Source organism: Novosphingobium sp. BL-A-41-Hi4B-X5A (assembly GCF_055521705.1).
Genome location: NZ_CM145500.1, coordinates 1,223,253 through 1,248,760, shown reverse-complemented (window position 1 = coordinate 1,248,760; position 25,508 = coordinate 1,223,253). Strand labels below are relative to the sequence as shown.

The following is a 25,508-nucleotide window of genomic DNA, read 5'->3' as shown; positions in this document are numbered from 1 at the left end:
CCTTCCGCATCCGCGGAAGGCTTGCGGCACCGGCCCGCTCCCCCGGCCCGGCCACCCAAAGCATACCTCGACAGGTAGCCGGGCCGGAGGAGCGGGCCGCTGCCGCTGAACAGCACTTGGGGGCTGGACAAGCCCCTGCTTCCTCTCCATATGCCGCGCCGGGAGTCGGTCGGACGCTTGCGTCCGCCAACCTGGTCAGGTCCGGAAGGAAGCAGCCACAACGGGTTGCGGCGGGTCGGCCGGCTCCTATTTCACCCCTCAGTTGCGGCTTTCATGCGCGAGCGTGCTTCATTGCGCTTGCCGGTGGCCGGGATGAGTCCAGCGACCTTGCCGAGACCGAACGGCGGCATGTTGCCGTAGATCGTCTCGTAAGCTCCGGCAGCGACGGCGTAGGTCTCGTGGAAGATGCCGACGGTGCCGTTGCTGCCCACGGCCTTGTTGAACGCTGTCCAGGCAGGCCAGTGCTTCTGGTCGCGATCGCGGGCGTAGGCTTCGAGGCTGTCAAAATCGCGCCAGTACTGCATCATCACCACCGTGCGTGGTCCGCGCAGCATCGTCTCGACGCCAAGATAGCCGCTTTGCGGGTTGCCCGCCAATTCCCTGATCATCGGCCCCATGGCGCGGGCGACTGGGAGCCACTTGCCCACCTTGTGGAAGTGGTTGATGCGCATACCGATCACGAAGACCACCAGCGAGCGGTCAAAATCGGCGGTGAGGCGGCCTGAAAGCACTTTCGTCATGGCTTTAAAGTTGCATTTTGCAACTTATGAGTCAATCCACCGATTCCCGTTTGTCGGGCATTCGACATTCGGGCTGCGAGTGCTTACCTAAGGTAGCAATGGCCGATTCCACCGACATGTTTGGCGATCCTCCGCAAGAGGAGGAGAACAAGCCTTCCGCTGCCGAACTCGAAGCGGCGGGGCAGAGCTCGATGTTTGGTGATCCGGCGCCGGTTGCCGCCCCGCCAGCGCCTGCTCCTGCTCCTGCACCAGTAGTGCGAGAGACTGCGCCAGCTCCGACCGTCGAGGCCGCAGCGCCACCCGCTGCGCAGCCCTATCGCGTGCTGGCGCGCAAGTATCGGTCGCAGACCTTTGCCGAACTGATCGGGCAGGACGCGATGGTCCAGACCTTGGCCAACGCGATCAAGCGTGACCGGCTGGCCCACGCCTTCCTGATGACTGGTGTGCGCGGGGTCGGCAAGACCTCGACCGCGCGCCTGATTGCCAAGGCGCTCAACTGCATTGGCCCGGACGGGCAGGGCGGGCCAACGATTGATCCTTGCGGGGTGTGCGAGCCGTGCCGGGCGATTGCCGAGGGTCGCCACATCGACGTGATCGAGATGGACGCGGCGTCGAATACCGGCGTCGATGACGTGCGCGAGATCATCGAGGCGGTTCGCTATGCGGCTGTTTCGGCGCGCTACAAGATCTACATCGTCGACGAAGTCCACATGCTGTCGCGCAATGCTTTCAACGCCTTGCTCAAGACACTTGAGGAACCGCCGGCGCATGTGAAGTTCCTCTTTGCGACAACCGAAGTCGACAAGCTGCCGGTGACGGTGCTGTCGCGCTGCCAGCGGTTCGACCTGAAGCGCATTCCCGCCCCGCTGCTCGCCAGCCACTTCGGCATGATCTGCGGCAAGGAAGGTGTCGAGGCCGAGGACGAGGCGCTGGCGATGGTCGCGGCTGCTGCCGAAGGATCGGTGCGCGATGGCCTTTCGATCCTCGACCAGGCGATCAGCCATGCCGATCTTGTCGGCAGCGATGACGGCAAGACGCGGGTGACGGCGGAACAGGTGCGGCAGATGCTGGGCCTGGCCGACAAGACGATGCAGCGCCGCCTGCTTGATGCCGTGCTTTCCGGAAAGGGCGCCACGGTGCTCGACGAAGTGGCGCAGCAGTATGCGCTGGGGATCGAGCCGATCGCGATGATGCGGGCGCAGATGGACGTCGTCCACCGCGTGACGGTGACGCAGATCGGCGGCGTGGGGCCGGATGTGCGCTCGACCGAGGAGCGCGAGGCGCTGGAAGGCTGGGCAAAGGCGCTTTCGGCAGGGCAGTTGCACCGGCTGTGGCAGCTGCTGCTCAAGGGTTACGAGGAAGTGAAGGTCGCGCCCGACCCGTTGGTGGCGGCACAGATGGCTTTGCTGCGGGTGATGCACGCGGCTGACCTGCCGGACCCTGGCGGGCTGGTGAAGAAGCTGGAAGAGATTGCTTCGCGGCCCGTGGTCGTGGCGCAAACCGCAGAGCCGGGTGGTGTCTCGACTCCCGTGGCTCAAGGGGCGGCTGCGCCCGCGATGGACTGGGAAGCGCTGGTCGAGCAGGTGGAGCACGTCTCGCCGCTGGTTGGATCGACGATGCGGCTGGGCGTGCGGGTGGTGGAACTGAAGCCGGGCTTGCTGCGCTATCAGTTGGCGCCGGGATTGCCGAACGATCCGGCGGCGGATATCCGGCGCGCGCTGAATCACGTGACTGGCGAGGCGTGGATCATCGAGCGCGGGGAGGGCGATGCCCGCCCGAGCCTCGAGGAAGCCAAGGCCGAGAAGGTGGCAGCGGCGGACGCGGCGATGAAGGAAGATCCTTTGGTCAAGGCGGCGCTGGCAGCTTTTCCGGGCGCGGTGATCATTGATGAGGAAAGCTCGCGAGAGCACGAGAAGAGACCCTGGAGCAAACGCGCATGAAGTCGATGGAAGAGATGATCCAGGCCGCCCAGAAGGCGGCGCAGACCATCCAGAAGCAGATGGAAGACGCTCAAGGCAAGCTCGACAATATCGAAGTCGAGGGTGCGGCCGGCGGTGGGCTGGTGAAGATCAAGGCTTCGGCCAAGGGGCGGGTGATCGGCGTCAGCATTGACGAGAGCCTGCTGGCACCATCGGAGAAGGGCATCCTCGAGGACTTGGTTGCGGCAGCGTTCAACGACGCGCGTGGCAAGGCCGATGCCGCAGCGGCAGAGGAAATGCAGAAGGTACAGATGGCTGCGGGCATCCCGCCGGGCTTCAAGCTGCCGTTCTGACCAGTGGTTTGACCAGTCAGGCCGGTGCGGGCTGGCGATGAATTGCGATTCGATGACTTGCGGCATGGCTGGGGGCAGGCCAAGGCTGTGCGGTAAACTGAAGAACCGGACAGGAATTCCTGCTTGAGTGTGACCTTGCTTGCCAGCGCTGCCCTGCTTGCCGTTCCCGTTGCGGATGGGCCAGCGGAACCGGAGGTCGCGCTGGTGCAGGATGCACAAGGCGCCTCTGCCAGTGCAGCAACGCCGCTTCCTGCCGAAACACCCACTGAACCACAGCCCGCAACACCCGTTGCCTTGCCGCAGGCCCCGGCCCCATCGCTCGACCAGATCGAGCAGGATGACCAGGCGATCGTGGTATCGGGCGAGAAGACGCCGCAGCAAGACCCGATGCAGGCGGTCAATCAGGCGAGCTACGACGCGGTGCAGGCGGTGGACGACGCGGTGATCGCGCCGGTTGCCAACGTTTACGAAAAGGGCGTGCCGCGTCCGATCCGCATGGGTCTCAGGAACTTCCTGCGCAACCTGACCGAGCCGATCGTCGCGCTGAACTATCTTCTGCAACTGAAACCGGGGAAGGCCGCCGAGACAGTCGGCCGGTTCGCGATCAATTCGACGATCGGCGTCGGCGGCGTGATTGACGTTGCGAAGAAGAAGCCTTTCAACCTGCCGTATCGTCGCAACGGGTTTGCCTATACGTTCGGCTATTATGGCATCGGGCCGGGACCTTACATGTTCCTGCCGCTGGTCGGCCCGACGACGCTGCGCGACGTGATCGGGCTTGGGCTTGATCGTTTCCTGATGCCGTTTGCCGTCGGCGGTCCGTTGCGCAATCCGGGCTATGTCTACGGCAGCTTCGTCATCCGCTCGCTAGACGAGCGTGTGGCGAACGACGAACTGTTCAAGCGCATCCGCGAGGAATCGAACCCTTACGCGTCCTATCGCGAGCTTTACCTCAAGACCCGGCAGGCCGAGATCGACGCACTGAAGGGCAAGGCGGACTTCCAGAAGGAAGGGTCGATAGTCCTGCCGGCGATCACGCCGACACCGCCGCCCGCGATGCCTACTGCGGCCAGCGAGCCGGTTTCTACTGCGCCGCCCGCTCCGATATTCGTCTCTGAACCGGTGGTGCAGCCGCTGCCTTCCGAACGTTGAGATTGCTCCCCCGTGCAGCCGGGGGCCTCAACTCTCCAGCAGCAGCGAAAAATCCCGCAGGACTTCCCAGGCCTTGTTCGGCGAGATCATCAACTGGTCGGCGGTTTCCAGCCCGGCAAGGCGGCGGATCATCTGGGCGACGGTTGCGGCATTGCCGCTGCTCATGCCGTAAGTGGAGATCAGCACTTCGGGGTTATGCGATAGCGTATTCTCGAACAGCAAGTCGACGTTCTGGGGCTGGAAGCCAAAGCCCAGGAAAACGAGGCGCTTCGCACTGGCCACGGACAGGCGGATATCGCGCAAGGCATTGCGATCGGTGCTGCGTTCGTTGAGCGACTTCAACTGGGCAGCGATGGCGTGGATGTTCCACGGCTGCTCAACGCCCCATTCGGCCTGGGGTGCTTCGCCCTTCTGCCATGGCAGGCGGCCAATGGAGCCATGCGGGTGCACGATGTCGAGCTTTTCGGCAATGACCTGCTGCGCTTCCTTGAGCTCTATCCCATAGGCCATGACCAGCGCGTAGGGCAGGAAATGCTCGACCGAGCGGTCGTAGTTGAAGTTGATGATGGTGAGCTGTTCGAGCGTCTGGCCAATCTTGCTGCGCGGCACGCCCGACGTGATCAACTGGCCGAGCTGATAGATCCAGTATTCCGCGATCTTGCCCTGCAACGGCAATTCCCCTTCGACGCGGGGAGCGTCCTTGAGGTTGCTGCGTGATTCGGCCTGACCCATGAAGAACGTGATCGCCAGCTTGCCGCAGGCGACGACGAGGGGGTCATGATCATACTGTTCGAGCACGGTATCGATCGAGCGACCGAGGCGGCAGGCATTGCGCAGGCGTTCGGCGGCCGCCGCAACGTCGCCAACCTTTTTGTTCAATCTTTCCGCAAGCTTGTAGATGTTGCGCAGAAGCAACTGGCCGTCGCGCGTCGACGTTTCCGAGTTGGCGCGCTTGAAGTCATAGCCCTGGATGATGCGGGCAAGAAGTTCCGCGTTGGTCGGAAATTGCAGTTCGGCGCTCGCGCCTGCGCCGACGATCAGTGTTGTTCGTGTACGCAGCATCCGGTGTGGCAACCTTTCCCGTCCCCGACTTCCAATGCGTATTTATACCTAACATCCGGTTTACGGCTTTCGCCGGGAAGAGGATCAGACTGCGCCGGAGTTGTCGTGATCCACAGCCGATATGGCAAAAGCCATTGCGACAGACGCGCGCGCTCCCCATATCCCGGGAAAGCGCCGGGCGGCGTGCCCGGCAGGACGGAAACGAAGTGCCCATGAATCTCTATCCCCTGCTTCCCCTTCGCGACATCGTTGTCTTCCCCGGCATGGTCGTGCCCCTCTTTGTCGGGCGCGAGAAATCGGTAGCGGCGCTGGAAGCGGCCATGGCCGGCAACAAGGACATTTTCCTGCTCGCCCAGCTCGATCCGGGCTGCGACGATCCGGATCGCGACGATCTTTACGATACCGGCGTGATTGCCAGCGTGCTTCAGTTGTTGAAGCTGCCGGACGGCACGGTGCGCGTGCTCGTCGAAGGGCGTGATCGCGCGGTCCTTGAAGGCCTGCGCGAAGAGACGACGACGCATGGCGCGATGCTGGTTGCGCAGGTCGAGCCGCAGGAAGCCGTGGTGGCCGAGAGTACCGAGATTTCCGCGATGATGCGCTCGGTCGTCGATCAGTTCGCCGAATACGCGAAGCTTTCGAAGAAGCTGCCGCAGGATGCCGGCGGCCAGCTTGGCGATATCGAGGATGCCGGGAAGCTTGCGGATTCGGTTGCGGCGAACCTTGCAGCCAAGGTGGCCGACAAGCAGGCAGTACTTTCCGAATCCGACCCGATGAAGCGGCTTGAGATGGTGCTTTCCTTCATGGAGGGCGAGCTGGGCGTGCTGCAGGTGGAGCGCAAGATCCGTGGCCGCGTGAAGCGCCAGATGGAAAAGACCCAGCGCGAATACTACCTGAATGAACAGCTCAAGGCGATCCAGTCGGAACTGGGTGGCGGCGATGGCGAGGAAGCCAACGAGATTGCCGAGCTTCAGGAGAAGATCGACACTCTCAAGCTGTCGAAGGAAGCCAAGGCCAAGGCGACGGCTGAGCTGAAGAAGCTCAAGACGATGCAGCCGATGAGCGCCGAGGCGACCGTCATCCGGAACTACCTCGACGTGCTGCTGGGCCTGCCGTGGGGCAAGCGCAGCAAGCTGAAGAAGGACATTCCGGCTGCACAGGCCGTGCTCGATGCGGATCACTATGCGCTGGACAAGGTCAAGGACCGTATTGTCGAGTATCTTGCCGTCCAGGCGCGCACCAACAAGCTGAAGGGGCCGATCCTGTGCCTTGTCGGGCCTCCGGGCGTTGGCAAGACGTCGCTCGGCAAGTCGATCGCCAAGGCGACGGGGCGCCAGTTCGTGCGCCAGTCCTTGGGCGGCGTGCGTGACGAGGCCGAGATCCGCGGTCACCGCCGCACCTACATCGGCTCGCTGCCGGGCAAGATCGTGACCAACCTCAAGAAGGCTGGAACTGCGAACCCGCTGTTCCTGCTCGACGAGATCGACAAGCTTGGTCAGGACTTCCGGGGCGATCCGGCCTCGGCGCTGCTGGAAGTGCTCGACCCCGAACAGAACGCGAAGTTCCAGGACCACTACCTGGAGCTCGATTTCGACCTTTCGGACGTGATGTTCGTCTGCACGGCGAACAGCCTGAACCTGCCGCAGCCGCTGCTGGACCGCATGGAGATCATCCGGCTCGAAGGGTACACGGAAGACGAGAAGGTCGAGATCGCCGAGCGCCATCTGGTGCGCAAGCAGGTTGAGGCGCACGGCCTCAAGAAGGGCGAGTTCACGCTTGAGACCGAAGCGCTGCGCGACCTGATCCGCTACTACACCCGCGAAGCTGGCGTGCGCACGCTGGAGCGTGAAGTGGCGCGTCTTGCGCGCAAGTCGCTGCGACAGATCCTTGAAGGCAAGACCAAGTCGGTCACGATCACGCCGGAAAACCTTTCGGACTTTGCCGGCGTACGCAAGTTCCGTCACGGCGTGTCCGACGAGGAAAATCAGGTCGGCGCCGTCACGGGCCTCGCCTGGACCGAGGTGGGCGGTGAACTACTGACGATCGAAAGCGTGACAGTGCCCGGCAAGGGCGCGGTCAAGACCACCGGCAAGCTGGGCGAGGTGATGAGCGAGAGCGTCCAGATGGCGTTCAGCTTCGTCAAGGCACGCAGCCCGGCCTATGGCATCCGGCCTTCGATCTTCAATCGCAAGGACCTGCACATCCACTTGCCAGAGGGCGCCGTGCCAAAGGACGGGCCGAGCGCGGGTATCGGCATGGTCACCGCCATGGTCTCCACGCTGACCGGTATTCCGGTGCGCGCAGAAGTGGCAATGACCGGTGAAGTCACGCTGCGTGGCCGCGTGCTGGCCATCGGTGGCTTGAAGGAAAAGCTGCTTGCGGCGCTGCGTGGCGGCATCAAGACGGTGCTGATCCCCGAGGAGAACCGCAAGGATCTTGCTGAAATTCCGGCCAACATCAAGGAAGGGCTGGAAATCGTGCCGGTCAGCCATGTCGACGAGGTGCTGGCCCGCGCGCTGTCATCGGTGCCGCAGGCGATCGAGTGGACCGAGGCTGACGATCTTGCCTCGCAGCCGACCGCACCGGCCGGCGCGACAGGGGCTGCGCCGACTGCCCACTAACCTTTGTTAAGTGCAAGTTCGGGAGGGGTGTGCGCACAATTGTTGCGTGCACCCCTTTCCTGTTCTGAAAAGTGGCTAAAAATAAGGTGATTCCGGGCTGGGCAGAGCCGAATAGCCTTTGACAGGTGATTGTTTCTCGGCTTGTTTCCGTGCACCCGAAAGGCGACTCAATTCCATTCAACCCAAGACAAAAGACTTAGGGGGTTCCGCAATGAACAAGAACGATCTGATCGGCGCCGTCGCCGATGTCAGCGGCCTGTCGAAGGGCGATGCGACCAAGGCCGTCGAGGCCGTTTTCGAATCGATCTCCGGTGCCCTGGCCAAGGGCGACGAAGTGCGCCTGGTCGGTTTTGGCACCTTCTCGGTGGCCAAGCGCAAGGCATCGACCGGTCGCAACCCGCGTACCGGTGAGCCGATGTCGATCAAGGCTTCGGCACAACCCAAGTTCAAGGCCGGCAAGGGCCTCAAGGACGCGGTCAACTGATCGCTGACTGACCGGGACTGGAGGCCCGGGGAATTTTGGAGCCGCGTCGGTCAGCCAGACCGGCGCGGCTTTTTTCATGTGACGATGCGGATGAGGGCGGTCGGCGCTTCCTTGGTGCGTTCGTTGACCTTCCACTGCAGCGTCCTGCCCGAAGGCGACATGGCAGGACCCTCGTCGGTATTGTTCGCTAGAATCTCGCCGTCGGTGGTCAGCGTCAGCACGCCGTCGAGCACGGGCATGCCATCGCCACCGGCCTTTCCGCTCTTTTCATCGGCGGCCATGGCGGCCATGCCCATGATCGGAGAGCTTGCCGCGCCCGAGGCAAATGCCGGTGCATCGATGCGCACGCTACCATCGGCACGACGGATCATTGTGACGAAGGGCATTACCATCGGCAGCTTTTCCACCATCGGGAAGCTGAAATCATGGGTCAGCTTGCCGGTGATCGCGTATTCGACTTCGAACTTGCCATCGCCCTTGTCGATGACCGACTTCCAGCCCCTCTGACGGCGCAAGCGTTCGGCGAACTCCTGCGCGGCGCGTGGATCGGATGGGTCGATGCCGCCGAGCATGGCCTTGGCCATCTGCTCGTCGGATTTCTTCTTTTCCTCAGCTGCAGCCTTGCTGGCGGCAACGTCTTCCTCCCAGACCCTCTTCTGCTCCGCGATTTCGTCGGCGGTGCAGGTCCGTTCCTCGCCCTTCTCGTCATCGAAACAGGTCGAAGGTTCGAAAGTCGCGGTCTCGTTCTTGCGGTTGCGCTCTTCGGCGGCGAGCTTCGACAGGGCGAGGACATGGATCTCGCCCTTGTAGGTGAAGCTGAAGCTGCCGTCCTTGCGCAGGTCTATGCCTGAGGTGAACTTGCCGGGGAGGAGCAGGCAGCCTGCCAGCAGCAGTGTGGCGAGCGTTGCCGCCGCCAAAGCCCAATAACGCCGCATCTGCCCCTCCTGTCGTGCTTATCCCTCGCGCGTGGCGACCGCATAGAGCGCGATGGCCGCGGCGTTCGACACGTTAAGGCTTTCGATGGCCGAAGCAATCGGCAGGCGCGCTATCGCGTCGCAGTGCTGGGCAACGTTGTGGCGCAGCCCTTCGCCCTCGGCGCCAAGGACGAGCGCGACCGGGCCTGCGGGAACGGCGGAGGGGAATACTGCCTTGCCATCGCCGTCGAGGCCGATGCGCCAGTAGCCTTCCTCGCTCATCCGCTCGAGCGCGCGCGACAGGTTCACAACGCGGACCCACGGCACGATCTCCAGCGCGCCCGAAGCCGACTTGGCGAGCGTGCCCGATTCGGGCGGCGCATGACGGTCCTGCGTGACGAGTGCGGCGACATTGAAGGCGGCGCAGGAGCGGAGAATCGCGCCGACGTTGTGCGGATCGGTGACAGAATCGAGCACGACGATGGTGCGGCCCTCGGATTCGTCGAGAACGTCGTCGAGCGCGACATCGTCGAGCGGGGCGCAATCGAGCACGAGGCCCTGGTGTGGTGCGTCCTTGGCGACAAGGCGCGCAAGGTCTGCCGCCTGGGCATATTCCACCGGAAGCGAGGCGGGCAATTCGGCGTCGTGATCGTCGAGCATGGCCTGGATCGCCTCGCGCGTGCCCCACAGCTTCTTGGCATCGCGGTTGGGATTGGTCAGCGCAGCCTCGATGGCGTGCCGACCCCACAGGCGGATCGAGCCCGCGCTGCCCCGGCCCGAGCCGCGTCCTCCCCTGTTGCGGCCGGCGCGGCCGCGCAGCGCACGGCCCTTCGGTTGATCGTCATTGCGGGGCATCGGGAGACCTTCTCTGCAAGCTTGTTGAAAAATTTCGTGTCGCGCATGCCAGCCTGCCCATTGACAGGCAAGTCCAGCTTCGCCAAAGGGGCCGCCACTCGGCCGGACGGTCTCCTCGGAGACTTCGAAAATCGGGTCTTTCTTCGGGAAGAACCGGCACCGGCAGCACTGGTGTGGACAGGTGGCCGAGTGGTTAAAGGCAGCAGACTGTAAATCTGCCCGCGCAAGCGTACGCTAGTTCGAATCTAGCCCTGTCCACCACCAGCCCTTCGCTCCTGCTGAGAGCGCCCCCCCATATAGCCGGGCCTTAATCGGCCAATTAATTGTGGTTGCGCTGCGATGGCAGTTGCGCAACGCTGCGCAGCATGACGAAGATCCGCATCCCTGTTTCAGGAAACTTGTCCATTGTTGCAGACGAGCTGGGTGATCCCGATGCGCCGACCGTCATCCTTGGGCATGGCGGCGGGCAGACCCGGCACAGCTGGGATCGGGCCGGTCAGGAACTGGCTTCGGCCGGTTATCACGTGATCAACTACGACCTGCTCGGTCATGGCGAGAGCGACTGGGAGCCGGACGGTGACTATTCGCTGCAGCGACGGGCGGGCGACCTCGCCAGAGTTACCAAGCGTGCACGAGGGCCGTTTGCCTTCGTAGGCGCATCGCTGGGTGGTCTGTCGTCAATGGCTGCGGCGTGCCATGGCACGGTTCCGGCGGCATTGGTGCTTGTCGATGTCGTGGTGCGATTGTCCGAATCGGGCGTCGACCGGATCGTCGGCTTCATGTCCGCCAATCCGAACGGCTTTGCATCGCTGGAAGAGGCTGCTGATGCGATCTCTGCCTACTACCCGGATCGCAAGCGCCCGGCGCGGCTCGACGGCCTCCGCAAGAATCTGCGCGAGGGAGGCGATGGGCGCTTCTACTGGCATTGGGACCCGAAGTTCCTGACTGGCGGGAACCCGGGTATTTCCCTCGAAGAGATGATTGCCGCAGCGGACTGGACACAGTCGGTCCCAAGCTTGCTGGTGCGCGGCATGAAGTCCGACATCGTCACCAATGAAGGCGTGGACCATCTGGCAGAGCGGATCGTTCATCTGGAAGTGGCCGATATTGGCGGTGCGGGGCATATGGTCGCGGGCGATCGCAACGACCTTTTCAACGAGGCGGTCATTGCGTTTCTCGGGCGGGCCATGCCGCCAAGGGTGTCCGCCCCGTGGCAGAAGCAGGGATGATTGCTTGTTCTGGCGCGAGCCAACGCCTAGATGGGACGCATGTCCGGAGAAATTCTCGATAACCGTGGTCGCGGTTCCGCCGGTTGGTCATGGCCATCCATCCATCCCGAAGGTCGCAAGTTTGGCCTGATTGCCGCAGCCTTGAGCGCTGGTGCAGCGTTCATGGCCTGGGAAACGATTGCCTGGCCGCTCGCTTTCCTGACCTTGGGCGTGCTGGCTTTCTTCCGCGATCCCGTGCGCGTGACGCCAAGGGACGACAAGTTCGTTGTGTCTCCCGCTGATGGCCTGATCACCCTGATTCAGAAGGTGCCGCCGCCGCGCGAACTCTGCGCCGACGATGGCTCGGGCGTTCGTGGCATGGACCCGGAACCGGTCACCCGCGTTTCGATCTTCATGTCGGTGTTCGACGTGCACATCAATCGCTCTCCGATCGCCGGGACGATCCGACGGGTGGTCTATATCCCCGGCAAATTCGTGAATGCAGACCTCGACAAGGCGAGTGAAGAGAACGAGCGCCAGCACTTCCTCGTTGAACGCGGCGATGGGGTGCAGATTGGTTTTACGCAGATCGCCGGTCTGATAGCACGCCGCATCGTGCCGTTCGTGAAGGGCGGCGACATCGTGGCGGTGGGACAGCGCGTGGGGTTGATCCGCTTCGGCAGCCGCGTTGATGTCTATCTGCCGGCCGGGACCGAGCCGAAAGTGCTCATGGGCCAGAAGTGCGTGGCGGGGGAGACGATCCTTGCCGAGATCGGCGAAGCTCCGATGATCGAAGGCATCGGCCAATGATCGACGAGGGCAGGGCGGCTCGCCTCCGTCGCGGGCGCCTGCCCGGCGGCCTCACGCTGCGGGCCATGGCCCCGAATGCGATTACCACTGCGGCGCTTTGCTCGGGCCTTACCGGCATACGGTTCGCGGTTACTGCAGCGTCCGGCACCGATCCGCTGCAGGTTGCCGACGATTGGCGCAAGGCTGTTGCTGCTGTCATTATCGCAGGTCTGCTCGATGGTATCGATGGCCGGATCGCCCGCCTGCTTAACGCACAATCGCGCTTTGGCGCAGAGCTCGACAGTCTGGCGGACAACGTCTCGTTTGGCGTCGCGCCCGCGTTGATTCTTTTCCTGTGGTCCTTGCAGGAGGCGCCGCGAGTGGGCTGGTTTGCAGCTCTTGCCGTGGCGATCGCTTGCGCACTTCGGCTGGCCCGATTCAATGCTCGCATCGACATCGAGGAACAGCCGCACAAGTCAGCTGGATTCCTGACGGGTGTGCCGGCACCGGTAGGGGCAGGCTTGGCGTTCCTGCCGCTCTACCTGTGGATCGCCACTGACAATCCAGTGTTCCGCGAGCCGTTGCTGGTCGGGCCATGGCTCGTGCTGGTCGCGTTCCTGATGATTTCCAATCTGGCTACGCTGAGCTGGTCGTCGCTTCGGCCGCGGCGCAGCGTGCGGCTCGAACTGATCGCCTTGTTCGGGTTGGTGATTGCGGCGTTGCTGAGCGAACCCTGGTTGACGCTATCCGGGATCTGCATTGTTTACCTGCTGCTGATCCCGGTTGGTGTAGTGCGCTATGCCCGGGTCAGGCGGCAGCGCGCAGCGAGCGTGCGGAGCGAGCCGCTTCCGCCTGCTTGAATGCGCGGCGCGCGGTGCGGCGCAGCTGCGGGGCGGCAAAGGCACGCGGCGATTCGGCTTCGTGACTGGTGATGCGCACAAGGAATTCGCGGTCACGCTCAAGCGAGCGATATTCAGCCAGAAGGGCAACGATCTGCTCTTTGCGCCCCTGCATCGTCATGAAGATCACGCCCACGGCGAAGGTGGCTGCGGCTGCGAAGACGACTGTGCAAACAAGAGCGAGCATTGGACCATTCCCTGCGTTCTGCCAGATCCACCTGGTTAAGAATCTCTTTACGATTCGCCTGTGGATAACCTGTGGATTGAGCTATCGTTCCTGACTGTCCGATGACTGATTCGGATATGGAGCTAATGTTCCTGTTTTGTTCTGTTCCGTCAAGCCGCAACAGGCGTGCTGCACCCGAGTTCGCTGTGAGTCCCACCAACTTCCTGATTTGACGGGCGTATTTTTTGCCTCCTGGGCGGATTAATCTCGATCAAGCATCGTGCGGTGCGTGAGGACGCGTCAGCGATTCAATGCTGGATTTTTCCCCCGCCATCCTCTAACGGCGGCGCGTTCGCTTGAAGCTGTCTGGCATGGTGCTGGCAGAACAAGGCGAACAATCCACACGGGATGCACTTTCACCGGTGCCGCCAGCGGGGGCTCCGCAGCGGTTCCAGCGTCCCGGAGGCACAACCGGAAAGGAATTACCCATGGCGGCACCAGTCGTCACGATGCATCAGCTTATCGAAGCCGGGGCCCACTTCGGCCACCAGACCCACCGCTGGAACCCGCGGATGAAGCCGTACATCTTCGGCGCCCGCAACGGCATCCACATCCTCGACCTGTCGCAGACCGTTCCGCTGTTCGCCCGCGCGCTCGAGTTCATCTCGGCGACCGTCCAGGCTGGCGGCAAGGTCCTGTTCGTCGGCACCAAGCGCCAGGCGCAGGAGCCGATCGCTCAGGCCGCGCGCGCTGCCGGTCAGCACTACGTCAACCACCGCTGGCTGGGCGGCATGCTCACCAACTGGAAGACCATCTCGGGTTCGATCAAGCGCTTCAAGGCGCTGGAAGAGCAGCTGGCGGGCGACACTGCCGGCCTGACCAAGAAGGAAGTCCTGCAGCTGACCCGTGAGCGCGACAAGCTCGAGCTGTCGCTGGGCGGCATCCGCGACATGGGCGGCATTCCGGACGTTATGTTCGTGATCGACGCCAACAAGGAAGAGCTGGCGATCAAGGAAGCCAACGTCCTCGGTATCCCGGTCGTCGCGATCCTCGACTCGAACGTCTCGCCCGACGGCATCGCGTTCCCGGTTCCGGCGAACGACGACGCAAGCCGCGCCATCCGCCTGTACTGCGAAGCCGTTGCCGCAGCCGCCACCAAGGGTGGCCGTGACGCTGCGATCGCTTCGGGTGCCGACCTCGGCGCCATGGCCGAGCCGCTGGCTGAAGAAGCTACGGCTGAAGCCTGATCCGGTTTTTCGAGTGACGGCCCGCTTGCAATGGCGGGCCGTCACCGAACTGACCCGGATGCGATTTACGGGCCGCGGCAGTGCTGCGGCCTTCCTGTGTTTTCAAGATAAAGGATCAACGCAATGGCTTACACCGCCGCTGACGTGAAGAACCTGCGCGAGCGCACCGGCGCCGGCATGATGGACTGCAAGAAGGCTCTCGACGAAGCCGGCGGCGACTTCGAAGCCGCCGTGGACGCGCTGCGCGCCAAGGGTCTGGCTGCCGCTGCCAAGAAGTCGAGCCGTACCGCGGCTGAAGGCCTCGTTGGCGTCGCCGTTTCGGGCACCAAGGGCGTTGCTGTCGAAGTGAACTCGGAAACCGACTTCGTCGCCAAGAACGATCAGTTCCAGGACTTCGTGCGCAAGGCCACCGAAGTTGCGCTGACCACAGGCGCTTCTGACGTCGAGACGCTTAAGGCTGCTGCCTATCCGGACGGTGGTTCGGTTGCCGACAAGCTGACCAACAACGTCGCCACCATCGGCGAAAACCAGCAGCTGCGCCGCATCAAGCACGTTGAAGTGTCGAACGGCGTTGTCGTGCCTTACATGCACAACGCGGCCGCCACCAACCTCGGCAAGATCGGTGTGCTCGTTGCGCTCGAATCCGAAGCTGCGGCTGACAAGCTCGAAGCACTCGGCAAGCAGATCGCGATGCACATCGCTGCTGCCTTCCCGCAGGCGCTGACCGCCGACCAGCTCGACGCCGAACTGATCGCCCGCGAGCGCAAGATCGCGGCTGAAAAGGCAGCCGAGAGCGGCAAGCCTGCCGAAGTCCAGGCGAAGATGGTCGACGGCGCTGTCGCCAAGTACGCCAAGGAAAACGCGCTGCTTTCGCAGATCTTCGTGATGGACAACAAGTCGACCATCCAGCAGGTCGTCGATGCCGCTGGCAAGGAAGCCGGCACGAAGATCGTGCTCAAGGACTATGTCCGCTTCCAGCTCGGCGAAGGCATTGAGAAGGAAGAGACCGACTTCGCTGCCGAAGTGGCTGCTGCCGCCGGCATCAAGTAAGTCTGTATCAAACGATCCCCGCATGGACGGACCGGTTATCTGGTCCGTCGGTGCGGGGATTGTTATGCCTGCGCCCTTGGCAGGCCCCTTCACAGGGCTATAAGGGCGACCACTTCCCTTTGGTTACGAGTGCATCCGATCCATGAGCGTCCCCAGCTACAAGCGCATCCTCCTGAAGCTCTCGGGCGAAGTGCTGATGGGGGAACAGCAGTTCGGGATCGACACGGACTATGTCGCCCGCGTTGCGCAGGAAGTTAAGGACGCGCGCGACAGCGGCCTCGAGATCTGCCTGGTGATCGGCGGTGGCAACATCTTCCGCGGCATGGCGGGCGCTGCCAAGGGCATGGATCGCGCCCAGGCTGACTACATGGGCATGCTCGCCACGGTGATGAACGCGCTGGCAATGCAGTCGGCGCTTGAGCAGCTTGGCGTGCCGACCCGCGTGCAGTCGGCGATCGAGATGGACAAGGTGTGCGAGCCGGTGATCCGACGTCGTGCCGAACGCCACCTCGAAAAGGGCCGCATCGTGATCTTTGCGGCGGGCGTTGGCGCGCCCTATTTCACCACCGATTCCGGTGCTGCGCTGCGCGCCGCCGAGATGAAGTGCGACGCTCTCCTGAAAGGCACCAGCGTGGACGGCGTCTATGACGCCGACCCGAAGAAGGATGCGACGGCAAAGCGTTATGAAACCGTGGATTACGACACGGTGCTGGCAGACAACCTGAAGGTCATGGATGCGAGCGCCGTGGCGCTGTGCCGTGACAACAACATTCCGATCGTCGTCTTCTCGATTCGTGAGCGCGGCAATCTCGCCCGCGTGCTTGCGGGCGAGGGGACGCAGACGATCGTCAGACAAGGAGCCTGAGCCATGGCAAAGTACGACAAGGCCGATCTCGAACGCCGCATGAAGGGTGCCGTGGAATCGCTCAAGGGCGATCTTTCCGGCCTGCGCACCGGGCGCGCCAACACCGCGTTGCTCGATCCGATCACGGTCGAAGTCTATGGCAGCCACATGCCGCTGTCGCAGGTCGCCAGCGTTTCCGCGCCCGAGCCGCGCATGCTTGCGGTGCAGGTGTGGGACAAGTCGAACGTCACCCCGGTGGAAAAGGCGATCCGTTCGGCCGGTCTTGGCCTCAATCCGATCAGCGATGGCCAGACCCTGCGTCTGCCGATTCCGGACCTGACCGAGGAGCGCCGCAAGGAACTGGCCAAGCTTGCCAGCAAGTATGCCGAGAACGCCCGCATCGCGATCCGCAACGTTCGTCGCGATGGCATGGATGCGCTCAAGGCCGACGAGAACAAGAAGGAAATCTCGGAAGACGAGCGCAAGCGCGCCGAGACTGACCTGCAGAAGCTGACAGACGATATCATCAAGCAGGCCGATGAAGCGGCCGTGGCCAAGGAAAAGGAAATCCTCGGCAAGTGACGGCGGTCCCCGCCTCGACGGGCGGCGGCGCGTCCCATGGCGCGCGGCACGTCGCGATCATCATGGACGGCAATGGCCGCTGGGCGAAGAAGCGGATGATGCCGCGTGCCTTTGGTCACAAGCGCGGTGTCGACACGGTGCGCGAAATTGCCCGCGCCGCGCGCGACATGGGCCTTGAGGCGCTGACGCTCTATGCGTTCTCTTCCGAGAACTGGAAGCGGCCAGCGGACGAGATTGCCGACCTGATGGGATTGTTGCGGGCCTTCATCCGCAACGATCTTGCAGAACTCGTCAGCAACAACACCCGGCTGAAGATCATCGGCGACTATCAGGTGCTTGCGCCCGATATCGTGGAACTGATCGAAGATGCCATGGCGCGCACTTCGGGCAATACCGGCACGACGCTGGCCATCGCGCTCAACTACGGTTCGCAGCAGGAGATCGCGCGGGCGGCGGCCAAGGCTGCGGCCAAGGGTGCGATCACGCCCGAGGCCATCGAGGCCGAACTCGATACTGCCTGCCTGCCGCCGCTCGACCTGCTGATTCGCACCTCGGGCGAGATTCGCCTGTCAAACTTCCTGCTGTGGCAGGCGGCTTATGCCGAGATGTGGTTTACCGACGTTCTGTGGCCGGACTTTTCGGGCGACCACCTGCGCGAGGCGCTAGAGCAGTTCGGATCGCGCGAGAGGCGCTTTGGTGGACGCTGAACCCCAAGTAACCCCGAGCGCGGCAGAGGCTCCCAGGAAATCCGACCTCGGCGTGCGTCTCGCTTCGGCCGTTGTCATGCTGGCGATCGCGGGCGCCGCCTTCTGGGCGGGCGGCCTTTTGCTGGACCTGTTCGTCGCCGTTGTGGCTCTCGGCGTGTTCGTCGAGTATGTGCGACTGGTCGGCAAGATCGCTGACAGCGCATCGCGCCTCTCATCGATGGTGATCTTCGGCGCGGTCTATGTCGGGTGGGGCGGGCTAGCTCTTGCCGTAATGCCTGAACCGCTGATGCTGGCCGTGCTGGGGCTTGTGATATGCACCGATACTGGCGCGTACTTCACCGGCCGTTCGCTCGGCGGGCCAAAGATCGCACCCAAAATCAGTCCCTCCAAGACTTGGTCTGGGCTGCTTGGCGGCATGGCCGCGGCAGGCATCTGGGCGTCGCTGATGGTGTTTTCGGCAAGCTATCTCGTCTCAGCAATCGGGCCGACCGGAGCGAGCGTTGCAGCAGCGCTGGAAGTTGCCAATCTTGGCATGGCAGCAATTGCAGGTGCGGTTCTCGCCATCTTCGCGCAGATGGGCGACTTCTACGAATCTTGGCTCAAGCGCCGCGCGGGTGTGAAAGACTCCTCGGGGCTGATTCCGGGACATGGCGGTTTGTTCGACAGGGTTGACGGCTTGCTCCCGGTTGCCATCATCGTCGGCACGGCTTGGGCCGCAACGCAGGCAGGACTTTAGAGGCAGATGGCGCGCTCCATTTCCGTTCTGGGCGCAACCGGTTCGATCGGTGCCTCCACGCTCGACCTGATCAGGCGAAATCGCGATGACTGGCGTGTTATCGCTCTGACCGCCAATGGCGATGCCGAGGGCTTGGCCAAGCTGGCCCGCGAGTTTGGTGCCGAGGTTGCGGTGGTGGCCGACGAGACAGCACTGTCCGCTCTTCGCGAAGCTCTTGGCGGAACCAATGTTCAGGCAGCGGCGGGATCTGCGGCCTTGATTGAAGCGGCCTCGAGAGGCGCCGACATTACCGTAGCTGCGATTGTCGGTTGCGCCGGGCTTGCCCCGACCATGGCGGCAATCGAGCGTGGTGGCGTCATCGCCCTGGCCAACAAGGAAGCGTTGGTTTCCGCGGGTGACGTCATGACTGCGGCCGTGGCGCGACATGGGGCAACGCTGCTTCCGGTTGATTCCGAGCACAATGCCATCTTCCAGTGTCTGGCTGGCAACAACCTCTCGCACGTTCATGCAATCACGTTGACGGCGAGTGGCGGGCCTTTCCGCGATTGGACGCTGGAGCAGTTGCACGGCGCGACCCCGGCCGAAGCGGTCAAGCATCCCAACTGGTCGATGGGCGCCAAGATCAGCGTCGATTCCGCCACGATGATGAACAAGGGGCTCGAGTTCATCGAAGCGTTCCATCTGTTCCCCGTAGGAGTGGAACGCCTGCGCATCATCGTCCACCCGCAGTCGATCGTGCATTCGATGGTCGAATATCGCGACGGCTCGACTCTCGCCCAACTCGGCCCGTCGGACATGCGCGTGCCGATTGCTTCGGCGCTGGCCTGGCCCGAGCGGATGGACACGCCTTGCGCTCCGCTCGATCTGGCTGCCATCGGACAGCTGACTTTCCGCGCGCCGGACGAGGTCCGCTTTCCGGCTACGCGCTTGGCCCGCAACGCTGTGATCGAAGGTGGGGCAGCCCCTGCCACGATGAACGCAGCCAACGAGATCGCCGTGGCAGCGTTCTTGGATGGTCAGATTGCATTCACCCGGATCGTGCAATCGGTTGAGGATGTGCTGTCGCGCAACGCTATGCCGGCGCCCGCTTGTCTTGACGATGTCATTGCGATTGATGCCGAGGCGCGGGCGAGGGCGCGCGAACTGATGGAACCCGTACGCTGATGCCCCAGATCGAAAGCCCTGGAATCCTTGTCACTTTGCTCGGTTTCGTGCTGGTGCTGGGGCCATTGGTCTTCATCCATGAGCTCGGCCATTATCTCGTTGGCCGCTGGTTCGGGGTCAAGGCCGACGTCTTCTCGATCGGCTTCGGCAAGGAACTCGCCGGCTGGACTGACAAGCGCGGTACGCGCTGGAAGCTCTCTGCCTTGCCGCTTGGCGGATACGTTCAGTTTGCCGGGGACATGAACCCGGCCAGCCAGCCCAGCCAGGAGTGGCTCGCTCTTCCCGCCGAGGAGCGCAATCGCACGTTTCAGGCAAAGCCCTTGTGGCAACGTTCGTTGATCGTGCTGGCCGGCCCGATCACCAACCTGCTGTTTGCCGTACTGATCCTTGCCGGATTTACCATGGCTTACGGAAAGGCTGTCGTACCTCCCGTTGTGGGTGAAGTTCAGGCCGGTTCTGCCGCAGATAAAGCTGGCATGCGAGTAGACGACCGGATCGTGTCCATACGCGGACATGCGGTTGATTCCTTCCTCGATGTCAGGCTTGAGGTCGGACAAAATCCCGGTGAACCGATGGATGTCGTGGTTGTTCGCAATGGTCAGCAGGTCAGCATCGCCGTAAGCGCGGCGGTTAAAGTGGAGAGCGATCGCTTCGGCAACACCCAGAAGATTGGTTTCCTTGGCGTCGGTCCAAAAAGCTACGAAATTATTCGGGTCGGTCCGCTTGAAGCGGTCGCCGACGGCGTGAGGCAGACCGGCAGCATAATCTCGATGATGGTCAATGGCATAGGCCAGATCATTACCGGCAAGCGTGAGGTCAAGGAGCTTGGCGGGCCAATCAAGATCGCCAAGTTTTCTGGTGAGCAGCTGGTTTCGGGCTGGCAGGCGTACGTCAGCTTCGTGGCGCTCATTTCGATTAACTTGGGGTTCATTAACCTCCTGCCAATTCCGGTCCTCGACGGCGGCCATCTCGCCTTCTACGCGGCGGAAGCCGTGCGGAAGAAGCCGGTGGGGCAGCGCGGGCAGGAGTGGGCGTTCCGCACTGGCCTTGCGTTCGTCATGGCCTTGATGCTGTTCGTCACGATCAACGACGTGGCGTCGCTCAAGCTGTTTGGAGGGTGAGGCGAGTTTGATGGCGTCCGGTGCGGCGGGCGCAAAACCGTCTGGTCAGGGGTGACGGGCGGACTTCCACATAATGTCTTTCCACAGAAATGCGGGGCAATGTTTGCTTGATTGGCCTTGTGGCATCGGGCAGAGGGCTACATTGCTTGCCGCGGCCGGACTTCCTCGCGGGCGTCCTGCTGCCACTTTATTACGGGATGGCGCTTGGTGATGATTGGACGTAACGCGGGCCGGGCAGAAAATCGGAACGCCAGGACTTCCCCGCTGTGCGCAGGCCTTCTGGCCACCAGCGCTTTGGTGGCTGTTCCAGGGATTGCCTCGGCGCAGGCCGTGGCTCCCGTATCTCAGCCTGCAGCCCCGGCCTCGGTGGTGCAGGCTGCAGTACCTGCCGGAGACGTCATCCGCACCGTGACGGTGCAGGGTTCGCAGCGTCTCGAACCCGATACGATCCTGTCCTACATCCGCCTGCGCCCCGGCCAGACCTACACCCAGGCGCTGGGTGACCAGGCGCTGAAGGACCTCTACGCGACCGAACTGTTCGCCGACGTCTCGATCCGCAACAACAGCGGCGACGTGATGGTTCAGGTCAAGGAAAACCCGGTCATCAACCGCATCATCCTTGAAGGCAACAAGCGCCTCAAGGAAGACAAGATCCTGCCCGAGATCAAGCTCGCGGCCCGCCAGATCTTCACGCGTTCCAAGGTCCGCGCCGACGTTGCGCGCATCATCGAACTCTACAAGCGGCAGGGCCGCTTCGCGGCGACGGTCGAGCCGAAGATGGTCATGCTTGACCAGAATCGCGTCGATATCGTGTTCGAGATCAGTGAGGGGCCGAAGTCCAAGGTCCGCCAGATCAACATCATCGGCAACGAGAAGTTTGGCGACGGCAAGCTGCGCGGCGAGATGGTGACGAAGCAGGCGCGCTTCTTCCGCCTGTTCTCGAGCGGCACCAGCTATGATCCCGATCGTCTTGCGTTTGACCAGCAGAAGTTGCGGCAGTTCTATCTGACCGAAGGCTATGCCGATTTCCGCGTGGTCTCAGCCGTGGCCGAGCTGACGCCGGACAAGAAGGACTTCATCATCACTTACGTGGTGGAGGAAGGCGACCGCTACAAGTTCGGCGACGTGAAGGTCGACAGCCAGCTGCGCGATTTTGACAGCGATGCGATGTCCAAGCGCCTGCCGATCAAGGCCGGTGACTGGTACAACGCCAAGATGGTCGAGGATCAGGTCGACGCGCTGACGGAAACCGCAGGCGCCTTTGGCTATGCCTTCGCCGACGTCCGCCCGGACTTTTCGCGCAACAAGGACGACCTGACGATGTCGGTCACCTTCCGCATCGCTGAGGCACCTCGCGTCTATGTCGAGCGGGTCGACGTCAATGGCAACACGCTGACGCAGGACAAGGTCGTGCGCCGCGAGTTCCGTCTGGCTGAGGGCGACGCGTTCAATACCTTCCAGGTCAAGCGTTCGACCAACCGCATCAAGTCGCTGGGCTACTTCCAGGAAAAGTTCGAGATCGAACAGAAACCGGGCAGCGCGCCCGACCGCATCGTGCTTGAAGCTAACGTGGAAGAGCGGCCGACTGGCGAACTGCAGCTTTCGGCCGGTTTCTCGAGCCTTGAGAGCTTCATTTTCCAGGGATCGATCCGCCAGAACAACTTCCGCGGTCGTGGCCAGACCATCGGCCTGTCGGTGGATTATTCGCGCTTCACCCGGTCGGTGCAGGTGAGCTTTACCGAGCCCTATCTGTTCGACAAGAACATCTCGATGGGCGTCGACGTCTACCGCCGTGACCTGAACAGTTTCAACCAGTTCAACTCGAACCGCAACACGACCTACAAGCAGGCGACGACCGGCTTCTCGGCTCGTGTCGGCGTGCCGCTGTCGGAATACATGTCCCTGATCGGGCGCTACACGTTCAATCTTGATGACGTTACGCTCGACCAGAACACGTTCTACGTTAACGGCCAGTGCAGCATTCTGCTGGCAGGGCGCTACTTGTGCGATGCCATCGGCAAGCGCACCAGTTCCATCCTCGGCGCCTCGCTGGTCTATGACACGCTGGACAACCGCCTGCGTCCGAGCCGCGGTACCCAATTCGTAGTCGGCGCCGACGTTGCCGGGCTGGGCGGTTCCGTCCGCTATGCGCGCATCACCGCCAACGCCGCGAAGTTCTGGCCGGTGGGCGGTGGCTTCATCTTCTCGGTCCGTGCGGAAGGCGGTGCGATCAAGGCGCTGTCGAGCCGGTCGAGCGATCCGACAGTTGACGATGTCCGCCTGACAGACCGCTTCTTCCTTGGCGAGCCTCAGATCCGCGGTTTCGACATTCGCGGCGTGGGCCCGCGCGTTCTGCGCAAGTTCCTCACGATCGACACCAACAACGACGGCGTCCCCGATACCGCTTCGACTGACCGCAACCAGTGGGTCGATGACGCGCTGGGCGGGAAGTACTACTATCTGACTCGTGCCGAGCTTGAAATCCCGCTGGGGTCAGGCGCCCGCGAACTGGGCCTCCGTCCTTCGGTCTATGTCGACGCCGGTGCGGTATGGGGCATCACCAAGCCGCTGACGCAGAATCCCAATGCGGTGACTTATTACACCGACGATGCCGGCAAGATCACCACCGTTATTCCACCCAACGCGGATCCCGCACGGATCACGCGCTATGTCGAAGAGTACGTCGGCGACACGATCTCGCCGCGCGTCTCGGTCGGCATCGGCGTGAACTGGAATTCGCCGTTTGGCCCGTTCCGCCTCGATTTTGCCAAGGTCCTCAAGAAGGCCAACGGCGATGATCCCAAGACCTTCACTTTCAACGTGGGAACCCAGTTCTGATGAAAATCCGTTACGCTTCCGCGCTTCTCGCGGGCCTCGCCGTTCTTTCCGTTTCGCCGACTGCTGCTGTGGCGCAGGCCACTTCCGGCACGGTCACCCCTGGCATCGCAATCGCCAATCCTTCGGCAGTTGTCGCCGCATCGGCTGCGTACCAGACCGCGCAGCAGCAGCGTCCGACCACCTACAAGCCGCAGATCGACCAGGCCAATGCGCGCAAAGCCCAGATCGAAGCGCAGCTCAAGCCGCTGATCGACAAGCTTCAGGCGGACTCGAAGGCTGCAAACCCGAACCGTGCTGCGCTGCAGGCCCAGTACGAACAGATCCAGCAGATCGAACAGGCTGGCCAGGCCGAGATCCAGAAGATTCTCGAGCCTCTCAACCTCTCGCAGCAGTACGTGCTCGAGCAGATCGGCGACAAGCTTGATGCCGCCACCCAGGCCGCGATGGACAAGAAGAAGATCACGCTGGTGATCGATTCCCAGTCGGTCATCAAGGCGGGCCAGGTCTACAATCTCAACCAGGATATCCTGACCGAGCTCAACAAGGCCATTCCTTCGGCACAGCTGGTGCCGCCGGCTGGCTGGATGCCGCGCGCGCAGCGTGAGCAGCAGGCTCAGGCCCAGGCCGCACAGCAGCCGGCGACCGCAGCGCAGCCTGCGAAGAAGGCACCCGAAGGCCGCTGAGGTCTTCGGTTTGGGGGCCGGGTAATGTCCGAGGAACAGAACGCGCCGCAGGGCGTGATCACCGACTATGACGTTCGCAAGGTGATGGCGGCGCTTCCGCACCGCTATCCGCTTTTGCTGGTCGATCGTGTCGCTTCTCTCACCCTGAACGAGCGTATCCACGCGGTGAAAGCCGTGTCGATGAACGAGCAGTTCTTCCAAGGGCATTTCCCCGGCCGCCCGATCATGCCAGGCGTCCTCCAGATCGAGGCGCTGGCCCAGGCGGCTGGCGTCCTCGCCGTGGAATCGCTCGGTCTCGCGGGGTCCGGCAAGCTGGTCTACTTCATGGCGATCGAGGAGGCCAAGTTCCGCAATCCCGTGGAGCCCGGTGTCCTGCTCGACCTGCATGTCGAGTTCACCCAGAAGCGTTCGCGCGTATGCAAGTTCGCTGGCAAGGCGATGATCGGCGACAAGGTGACCTGCGAGGTCAACTTCACTGCGATGATTGCGGACAGCTGATCACTGGCCACGCTGGACAACAGCGCCGCATTCCGCTAGGCGCGCGCCCTTACAGATTCTAGCGGCCGGTCGGAACCGGCTGCGCACCGGAGCAAGACCCATGAAGACTGGCATTCACCCCGACTACCACATGATCAAGGTGCAGATGACCGACGGCACCGTTTTCGAGACCCGCTCCACTTGGGGCAAGGAAGGCGACACGCTCGCTCTCGAAATCGACCCGACCTCGCACCCGGCATGGACCGGTGGTACGCGCCAGCTGGACCAGGGCGGCCGTGTTGCCCAGTTCAACAAGCGCTTTGGTGGTCTTTCGCTCAAGCGCTGAACGCTGGCGACAGGGCATTCACGGAAAGGGCGGCTTCGGTCGCCCTTTTCTTTTGCGTGAGTGGTTTGCCATGGCATATTGCTATCAGCGATAGCCGTCCTAAAGATCAGGCCATGACGCTGACCAATTCCCTTGAGAGCCGCCTCGGCTATCAGCTCCGCCGGGCGTCCGCCGTGATGATGGCAGACCTGGGGCGCGAACTTTCCGATCTTGACTTGCGTCCGGCCGAAGTGACGACGCTGTTGGTCATTGCCGAAAATCCTGACTGTTCGCAGACCGAGGTCGGGCAGGTGCTGGCGATCAAGCGCGCCAACATGGTTCCGATCATCTCGCGGCTGATGGAGCGAGGCCTGGTCGAGCGTCGGCGCCTGGATGGTCGCAGCCATGCGCTGACTTTGACGGAAGCCGGTCGCAAGATGGCGGACGACGCCGTGGCGCGGATCGAGAGGCACGAAACCCGATTTACGGCCTTGCTCGGGGAGGCGGACACGAACGTTCTGTTTCGGTGCCTTCCAGCCATCCGAAGCGCGCGGAGCAGCGACGAGGAAGGCTGA

26 protein-coding genes, 1 tRNA gene and 1 other RNA gene are annotated in these 25,508 nt (G+C 62.8%); 23 read left to right on the top strand and 5 right to left on the bottom strand.

What is annotated here, in order from left to right:
• The first annotated feature begins 158 nt into the window (after positions 1 to 158).
• Positions 159 to 253: signal recognition particle sRNA small type (ffs, locus tag ACZ1JY_RS05725), an RNA gene on the top strand.
• On the opposite strand, the gene ACZ1JY_RS05720 is transcribed toward ffs, so the two are convergent.
• Positions 252 to 740 (bottom strand): DUF4188 domain-containing protein, encoded by a 489-nt coding sequence (locus tag ACZ1JY_RS05720; protein WP_118073453.1) that lies wholly within the window; start codon positions 738 to 740, stop codon positions 252 to 254. The two genes, ffs and ACZ1JY_RS05720, sit on opposite strands and share 2 nt — an antisense overlap.
• Before the next feature lie 98 nt (positions 741 to 838).
• On the opposite strand from ACZ1JY_RS05720, the gene ACZ1JY_RS05715 reads away from it, so the two are divergent.
• The 3 genes from ACZ1JY_RS05715 to ACZ1JY_RS05705 all read left to right on the top strand — a co-directional run bounded on the left by ACZ1JY_RS05715 (position 839) and on the right by ACZ1JY_RS05705 (position 4,164).
• Complete coding sequence (locus ACZ1JY_RS05715) at positions 839 to 2,680, top strand: DNA polymerase III subunit gamma/tau (protein ID WP_465130645.1); 1,842 nt, start codon at positions 839 to 841, stop codon at positions 2,678 to 2,680.
• A complete protein-coding gene (locus ACZ1JY_RS05710) occupies positions 2,677 to 3,012 on the top strand; it encodes a YbaB/EbfC family nucleoid-associated protein (RefSeq protein WP_118073455.1) in 336 nt (111 codons plus the stop codon). Before ACZ1JY_RS05715 ends, ACZ1JY_RS05710 begins: the two co-directional genes overlap by 4 nt.
• Before the next feature lie 129 nt (positions 3,013 to 3,141).
• Positions 3,142 to 4,164 (top strand): MlaA family lipoprotein, encoded by a 1,023-nt coding sequence (locus tag ACZ1JY_RS05705; RefSeq protein ID WP_465130881.1) that lies wholly within the window; start codon positions 3,142 to 3,144, stop codon positions 4,162 to 4,164.
• Between the two features lie 27 nt (positions 4,165 to 4,191).
• On the opposite strand, the gene ACZ1JY_RS05700 is transcribed toward ACZ1JY_RS05705, so the two are convergent.
• Positions 4,192 to 5,226 carry an SIR2 family protein gene (locus ACZ1JY_RS05700; RefSeq protein ID WP_168903730.1) on the bottom strand — a complete coding sequence of 345 codons (1,035 nt, stop codon included), beginning with the start codon at positions 5,224 to 5,226 and terminating at the stop codon, positions 4,192 to 4,194.
• Between the two features lie 212 nt (positions 5,227 to 5,438).
• Between ACZ1JY_RS05700 and lon the strand changes: the two genes are divergently transcribed.
• Together lon and ACZ1JY_RS05690 are read left to right on the top strand one after the other, a co-directional pair.
• Positions 5,439 to 7,844, top strand: coding sequence for an endopeptidase La (gene lon / locus ACZ1JY_RS05695; RefSeq protein ID WP_168903731.1), 2,406 nt, complete (start codon positions 5,439 to 5,441; stop codon positions 7,842 to 7,844).
• 211 nt (positions 7,845 to 8,055) lie between these two features.
• Entirely contained in the window at positions 8,056 to 8,328 is a 273-nt protein-coding gene (locus tag ACZ1JY_RS05690) for an HU family DNA-binding protein (RefSeq protein WP_039337436.1), read from the top strand.
• Between the two features lie 74 nt (positions 8,329 to 8,402).
• Here ACZ1JY_RS05690 and ACZ1JY_RS05685 read toward each other — a convergent pair whose 3' ends face one another.
• Positions 8,403 to 9,263, bottom strand: a complete 861-nt coding sequence (locus tag ACZ1JY_RS05685; protein ID WP_168903732.1) for a hypothetical protein — start codon at positions 9,261 to 9,263, stop codon at positions 8,403 to 8,405.
• Positions 9,264 to 9,281: 18 nt separating this feature from the next.
• Positions 9,282 to 10,097 (bottom strand): 23S rRNA (guanosine(2251)-2'-O)-methyltransferase RlmB, encoded by an 816-nt coding sequence (gene rlmB / locus ACZ1JY_RS05680; protein WP_118073459.1) that lies wholly within the window; start codon positions 10,095 to 10,097, stop codon positions 9,282 to 9,284.
• A gap of 175 nt (positions 10,098 to 10,272) precedes the next feature.
• On the opposite strand from rlmB, the gene ACZ1JY_RS05675 reads away from it, so the two are divergent.
• The 4 genes from ACZ1JY_RS05675 to ACZ1JY_RS05660 all read left to right on the top strand — a co-directional run bounded on the left by ACZ1JY_RS05675 (position 10,273) and on the right by ACZ1JY_RS05660 (position 12,954).
• A tRNA-Tyr gene (locus tag ACZ1JY_RS05675) sits at positions 10,273 to 10,358 on the top strand.
• A gap of 104 nt (positions 10,359 to 10,462) precedes the next feature.
• Positions 10,463 to 11,326 (top strand): alpha/beta fold hydrolase, encoded by an 864-nt coding sequence (locus tag ACZ1JY_RS05670; RefSeq protein WP_465130644.1) that lies wholly within the window; start codon positions 10,463 to 10,465, stop codon positions 11,324 to 11,326.
• 39 nt (positions 11,327 to 11,365) lie between these two features.
• Complete coding sequence (locus ACZ1JY_RS05665; protein WP_118074707.1) at positions 11,366 to 12,115, top strand: phosphatidylserine decarboxylase; 750 nt, start codon at positions 11,366 to 11,368, stop codon at positions 12,113 to 12,115.
• Positions 12,112 to 12,954, top strand: a complete 843-nt coding sequence (locus ACZ1JY_RS05660) for a CDP-alcohol phosphatidyltransferase family protein (RefSeq protein ID WP_168903734.1) — start codon at positions 12,112 to 12,114, stop codon at positions 12,952 to 12,954. Before ACZ1JY_RS05665 ends, ACZ1JY_RS05660 begins: the two co-directional genes overlap by 4 nt.
• On the opposite strand, the gene ACZ1JY_RS05655 is transcribed toward ACZ1JY_RS05660, so the two are convergent.
• A complete protein-coding gene (locus ACZ1JY_RS05655) occupies positions 12,902 to 13,180 on the bottom strand; it encodes a hypothetical protein (protein WP_168903735.1) in 279 nt (92 codons plus the stop codon). The genes ACZ1JY_RS05660 and ACZ1JY_RS05655 overlap by 53 nt on opposite strands.
• 467 nt (positions 13,181 to 13,647) lie before the next feature.
• On the opposite strand from ACZ1JY_RS05655, the gene rpsB reads away from it, so the two are divergent.
• From rpsB to ACZ1JY_RS05590, 13 genes are all read left to right on the top strand, one after another.
• Positions 13,648 to 14,406, top strand: a complete 759-nt coding sequence (gene rpsB, locus ACZ1JY_RS05650) for a 30S ribosomal protein S2 (protein ID WP_039337510.1) — start codon at positions 13,648 to 13,650, stop codon at positions 14,404 to 14,406.
• Positions 14,407 to 14,529: 123 nt separating this feature from the next.
• On the top strand, positions 14,530 to 15,456 hold the full coding sequence (gene tsf / locus ACZ1JY_RS05645) for a translation elongation factor Ts (RefSeq protein ID WP_118073462.1): 927 nt from the start codon (positions 14,530 to 14,532) through the stop codon (positions 15,454 to 15,456).
• A 142-nt stretch (positions 15,457 to 15,598) separates the two neighbouring features.
• Complete coding sequence (pyrH, locus tag ACZ1JY_RS05640; RefSeq protein WP_168903737.1) at positions 15,599 to 16,321, top strand: UMP kinase; 723 nt, start codon at positions 15,599 to 15,601, stop codon at positions 16,319 to 16,321.
• Between the two features lie 3 nt (positions 16,322 to 16,324).
• Complete coding sequence (gene frr, locus ACZ1JY_RS05635) at positions 16,325 to 16,882, top strand: ribosome recycling factor (protein ID WP_118073464.1); 558 nt, start codon at positions 16,325 to 16,327, stop codon at positions 16,880 to 16,882.
• Between the two features lie 62 nt (positions 16,883 to 16,944).
• A complete protein-coding gene (gene uppS / locus ACZ1JY_RS05630) occupies positions 16,945 to 17,589 on the top strand; it encodes a polyprenyl diphosphate synthase (RefSeq protein ID WP_465130880.1) in 645 nt (214 codons plus the stop codon).
• Positions 17,579 to 18,325 carry a phosphatidate cytidylyltransferase gene (locus ACZ1JY_RS05625; RefSeq protein ID WP_465130643.1) on the top strand — a complete coding sequence of 249 codons (747 nt, stop codon included), beginning with the start codon at positions 17,579 to 17,581 and terminating at the stop codon, positions 18,323 to 18,325. Before uppS ends, ACZ1JY_RS05625 begins: the two co-directional genes overlap by 11 nt.
• Before the next feature lie 6 nt (positions 18,326 to 18,331).
• The gene (locus tag ACZ1JY_RS05620; RefSeq protein ID WP_465130642.1) at positions 18,332 to 19,489 is read left to right on the top strand and encodes a 1-deoxy-D-xylulose-5-phosphate reductoisomerase; all 1,158 of its coding nucleotides are present in this window, start codon (positions 18,332 to 18,334) and stop codon (positions 19,487 to 19,489) included.
• Entirely contained in the window at positions 19,489 to 20,610 is a 1,122-nt protein-coding gene (rseP, locus tag ACZ1JY_RS05615) for an RIP metalloprotease RseP (protein WP_168903741.1), read from the top strand. The genes ACZ1JY_RS05620 and rseP overlap by 1 nt, the downstream gene beginning before the upstream one ends.
• A 210-nt stretch (positions 20,611 to 20,820) precedes the next feature.
• Positions 20,821 to 23,448, top strand: a complete 2,628-nt coding sequence (gene bamA, locus ACZ1JY_RS05610) for an outer membrane protein assembly factor BamA (protein WP_465130641.1) — start codon at positions 20,821 to 20,823, stop codon at positions 23,446 to 23,448.
• Entirely contained in the window at positions 23,448 to 24,131 is a 684-nt protein-coding gene (locus ACZ1JY_RS05605) for an OmpH family outer membrane protein (protein ID WP_168903742.1), read from the top strand. Before bamA ends, ACZ1JY_RS05605 begins: the two co-directional genes overlap by 1 nt.
• 24 nt (positions 24,132 to 24,155) lie before the next feature.
• Positions 24,156 to 24,629, top strand: coding sequence for a 3-hydroxyacyl-ACP dehydratase FabZ (gene fabZ / locus ACZ1JY_RS05600; protein WP_118073471.1), 474 nt, complete (start codon positions 24,156 to 24,158; stop codon positions 24,627 to 24,629).
• A 100-nt stretch (positions 24,630 to 24,729) separates the two neighbouring features.
• Positions 24,730 to 24,954 (top strand): 50S ribosomal protein L31, encoded by a 225-nt coding sequence (gene rpmE / locus ACZ1JY_RS05595; RefSeq protein WP_039337458.1) that lies wholly within the window; start codon positions 24,730 to 24,732, stop codon positions 24,952 to 24,954.
• 113 nt (positions 24,955 to 25,067) lie between these two features.
• The gene (locus ACZ1JY_RS05590; protein WP_465130640.1) at positions 25,068 to 25,508 is read left to right on the top strand and encodes a MarR family winged helix-turn-helix transcriptional regulator; all 441 of its coding nucleotides are present in this window, start codon (positions 25,068 to 25,070) and stop codon (positions 25,506 to 25,508) included.